We start from the raw sequence: 4,147 nt of genomic DNA on the forward strand, positions 1-4,147 counted from the left end.
TGCGGGCTGGGCCCGGTGGTTGCTCGGTGCGACGCATTCGAAGTTACGGGCGGCTGGGGTGGGTTTCAAGGATTCGCAGGTTTAGCGAGGTCAGGGGTGGGTTACCGGTCGTAACGATCACCAGAATGGGCCGATTTGAAGGCAAATGCCCCGTTTTTCAAGATCGAACAAGGCCTGATGGTGGCCCGGGCCACACGCGGGGGCCTGTGAGCCCGCGCACAGGTCGACGCCCCGTGACCGCGCCCCGTCCCACCCGTGACGAACTCACCCCCACGCGGGTGGCCCCCACCACAGCCCTCACCCTCGGTACGGAGGCCGTCGCGCTGCGGCCATCACCCCCCTTACGAGCCGGCGGTGGCCGCCTCCAGCGTGGTCGCCATGACCGGGCTGGTGAAGGTGTTCGTCGCGTTCCCCGAGGAGGGGTGGTAGGAACCCCACTTCAGGTAGTTGCGGTCGCCGTCCCAGGTGGTCCCCTTGAAGGTGCCCGAGCCGGTGGTGAAGGTCTGCTTCACACCGTCGAACCAGAAGTCGATGGTGCCGTCGGTGCGACCCAGGCGGATCTTCAGCGCGTAGGAGTGCCACTGGTTGTTGGCCGTCGGCGCGGTCCACAGCGTGTGCGCGACGTGCTTGGTGTCCCACTCCTGGAGTCGGAGGCGCCCGTTCGTCGCGTCGATCTCGATCGGGTGGTTCGCCGTGTCGGTGCTCGGCGAGCACTTGAGCTGGAAGACGTAGCGGCTGTTGGAGTCCTTGATGTTCACCTTGGACGACCACCCCAGGTAGAAGGTGTCGCCCTCCTTCAGGTTGGGGCTCAGCGTCTCGCAACGCTCCTCACCCGCGGCCTGGAACGCCCGCCACACACGACCCTTGGCCGGGTCCTTGACGACGCCGAAGTGGCCGTCCGCGCACTGGACGGCGGTGAAGGAGGAGGGGCCCTTGCTGGTGCTCGGCGTCCACAGGACCTTGCCCGCCACGGCGGCCGAGCTGCCGGTGGTGGCCGTGCCGCACGTGATCGCGAGCGTGCTGAGGGCCACGACACCGACGGCGGTCCTACGAGGGTGGGACAGGGAAGGCATACCGCTCCCGGAGGGATGAGGGGTGGAATCACTTCGCGCGCCCGAACCGACCGGCCCGGACGCGCGAAGCGATTCGACCACCTGACGGCGTATCGAGCCAAGCGAGCCGCCCGATGGACGCCCTTTCGGGCAACCCCACCGCCCGCCCCGTGCACGGCCGAGCCCTGCGGCGGCCCTGACCACCATGACGGCGGATCGCTACGATCAGACAGGAGTTCGTCTCAGCACCCTGCTAGGCCCCTCCGGTGGCCCATCTTGCGCAGCGGGTGGAGAGCTGGGGGAGGCGGATCGCCTCGTCTGCCTGCTCCACGAGCGGCACCGCATCAGTCGCGGTGGTGTTGCACAGTTGATCGACAAGCGCCTTGCCGTGTGATGCCGAGGTCGAGGTCATGGGCCGTCTCCAAACGGTCTGGGATGACGCCGGTGGCGGCTCACTCAACCGGCCGAGTCGGTGCTGTCGGGGCGCCGATGGATGCGTAGCGGCTTCTTCGGCGGAGCCAGAACGATCCGCGGAACGGGGCGGAAAGACCCGTTCGGATCGCGGTCTTCCAGGCGCCAGCGGTCGGCAACGGTTGCCAGGACAAGCGTGGCCTCAGCGATAGCGAAGTCGTTTCCGATGCATTGGCGTGCGCCACTGCTGAAGGGGATGAATCCATCGCGAGGATTCCGTGGAGTGGTGGAGGCCAGCCACCGATCGGGATCAAAGTCTTCCGGACGAGCGAACAGGTCGGCGCGCTGATGGAGAATGTGCTGCCCGATGAGGACCGTGGCTCCGGCGGGGACACGATGCCCCGCAAGCAGAGCATCGCGGGTGACCGTCCGACTGAGCAGCCAGACCGGCGGGCGCAGGCGCAGGCTCTCGGTCAGGACTCGCTCCGCCATCTCCAGCCGGGGCAGATCCTCCCAGGTGGCTGCCCGCCCGCCAAGAACTGCGCGAGCCTCCCTGTGCAGGCGCTCTTGGATTTCGGGGTGGCGGGAAAGCAGCAGGCAGGCCCAGCCGAGGGCGCACGCGGTTGTGTCAACTCCGGCTACGAGCAGGGAGAGGACCTGGTCATAGACTTCGGTCTCACTCAGAGCGCCGGCCTCGTTCTGGGTCGCGAGGAACGTCGCCAGGATGCTGCCGTCGTCGTCCGAGTGCCGACGCTGGTCGACAGTTCGGCGGACTGCGGCAAAGAGGGTGTGCTTGGCCTGCACATACCGCCTGTTCGCCGGGGTCGGGAGTCCGGCGAGAGCGACCGGCGTGACCATCCGACGGAACCCCCCGGCCAGGACCGCGCCGATGGCCTGGCGAATCTCTGCGACCTCTGCGTCGGTCACCCTGGTACCGAACAGGGTGGTGGCGGCGACTCTGACTGTTACGTCATACATTTCCTCGCCAGGGACAATGTCCTGACCGTCCTGCCACGCGGCGGTCAACGCATCCGCGTACCTGGTCATCACCGCCGCGTATGCGGGCAGACGGTCACGGTGAAACGCAGGTTGGACGAGGCGACGCTGGCGCCGGTGCACGCTGTAGGGGCAGACCGTCAAGCCGTTCCCCACAAAATCCCGAGCCCGGTCGGTGATAGGTCAACCTTTGTCGAAGGTGCGGTCATCGAGCAGGATCTGTCTGACCAGCTCGGGATGACAGGCCACGTATGCGCGCTGCGGTCCGAGCTTGATCTGAACCAGGTCGCCGTGATCGGAGAGAGAGGCCAGGAAGTCAAGAGGGTCTCGGAAGATCTTCATCGCGTGGCCCAACACAGGAAGTGAGCCCGGAACGACAGGGGGTTGCTGTGTGTCAGCCCGGTTCATGACTGTGCTCCTTGTCGACGGCTGTGCTGATGAAGGCGCCGCCGTATCACGGCGAGCTCTTCCAGTCGGCCGGTCGGCTGTCCTCTCCCGCCGGCCGGCTCGGTGTCGACGCGGATCTACCCATGACTGGCCGTCACTATGCCGTTACTCTCTCGACAGTTCGCGGACAGATTAAATGACAGTCCACTGATCGTCACCATTCTTGATCTGTGGTGACGTTGGAACATCGAGAGATTTCGGAAGGCGCCATCCTGGGGAACGCCGGGCCTCCCGCGACGCCATTGCACCAGAAGATGCTCGCCGTGCTCTGGCCGCCTTCCGGGCCGCCCTCCGTCCGGCCCGCTGAGCCGTCAGGGTGCGATCGGCAGCTGGCGCTTGTGCTCGGTGAGGCGGTAGCGGCGGACGATCGCGGCGAACGCGGCCTCCGTCACCGGCTTGCCCTCCAGGAAGTCGTCGATGTCGTCGTAGGTCACACCGAGCGCGTCCTCGTCCGGCAGCCCCGGGTTCAGCGTCTCCAGGTCGGCGGTCGGGGTCTTCCAGATCAGGGCGGCCGGCGCGCCCAGTGCCTCCGAGACGGCGCGCACCCGGCGCTTGGTCAGGCCGGTGAGCGGCACCACGTCCGCCGCGCCGTCGCCGAACTTGGTGAAGAATCCCGACACCGCCTCCGCCGCGTGGTCGGTGCCCACCACGAGGCCGTCGTGCGCGCCGGCCACCGCGTACTGCGCGACCATCCGCTGCCGGGCCTTGATGTTGCCCTGTACGAAGTCCTGGTGGTGCGCGTCCCGGAACAGCGTCCCGCCCGCCTGCACCGCGGCCATCGCCGCGTCGCTCGCCGCCTTCACGTCGACCGTGAGCACCTGGTCCGCGCGGATGAACCCCAGCGCGAGCTGGGCGTCCGCCTCGTCCGCCTGGGTGCCGTACGGCAGGCGCATCGCGTAGAACGTCGCCTCGTGCCCGGCCGCCCGCACCCGCTCCACGGCCAGCTGGCACAGCCGGCCGGCCGTCGTCGAGTCCACGCCACCGCTGATCCCCAGCACCAGCGACCGCAGCCCGGTCGAGGTCAGCCGCTCCGCCAGGAACGCCACCCGCCGCTCGATCTCCACCTCCGCGTCGAACTCCGACTCCACCTGGAGTTCCCGCGCGATCTCCCGCTGCACAGCCGCCACGTCGCTCACGACCTGCTCCTCACTAGACCCACCGGCCCCCATCGCCGGACCGGCTCCCACTCTAGACCCGTACTTCGCGGGTCGCTGATTCGTATGGTGTGACCGGTCCGGGAG

4 protein-coding genes are annotated in these 4,147 nt (G+C 67.9%); all 4 read right to left on the bottom strand.

Features of this window, described 5'->3' with window-relative positions; genetic code table 11:
- Positions 1-341: 341 nt before the first annotated feature.
- The 4 genes from ACFP3U_RS36670 to nadE all read right to left on the bottom strand — a co-directional run bounded on the left by ACFP3U_RS36670 (position 342) and on the right by nadE (position 4,075).
- A complete protein-coding gene (locus ACFP3U_RS36670; protein ID WP_380230109.1) occupies positions 342-1,031 on the bottom strand; it encodes a heparin lyase I family protein in 690 nt (229 codons plus the stop codon).
- A gap of 477 nt (positions 1,032-1,508) precedes the next feature.
- Complete coding sequence (locus tag ACFP3U_RS36675) at positions 1,509-2,615, bottom strand: cytochrome P450 (RefSeq protein WP_380230110.1); 1,107 nt, start codon at positions 2,613-2,615, stop codon at positions 1,509-1,511.
- Between the two features lie 27 nt (positions 2,616-2,642).
- On the bottom strand, positions 2,643-2,867 hold the full coding sequence (locus tag ACFP3U_RS36680; protein WP_380230111.1) for a hypothetical protein: 225 nt from the start codon (positions 2,865-2,867) through the stop codon (positions 2,643-2,645).
- A 350-nt stretch (positions 2,868-3,217) separates the two neighbouring features.
- Entirely contained in the window at positions 3,218-4,075 is an 858-nt protein-coding gene (gene nadE, locus ACFP3U_RS36685) for an ammonia-dependent NAD(+) synthetase (RefSeq protein WP_380230112.1), read from the bottom strand.
- Positions 4,076-4,147 lie beyond the last annotated feature (72 nt).

The organism is Kitasatospora misakiensis (genome assembly GCF_042656005.1).
Classification (GTDB): Bacteria; Actinomycetota; Actinomycetes; order Streptomycetales; family Streptomycetaceae; genus Kitasatospora; species Kitasatospora misakiensis.

Excerpts from the sequence above, each read along its gene's own strand:
- ACFP3U_RS36680 (WP_380230111.1), bottom strand. The coding sequence starts at position 2,867 with ATGAACCGGGCTGACACACAGCAACCCCCTGTCGTTCCGGGCTCACTT.
- nadE (WP_380230112.1), bottom strand. The coding sequence starts at position 4,075 with ATGGGGGCCGGTGGGTCTAGTGAGGAGCAGGTCGTGAGCGACGTGGCG.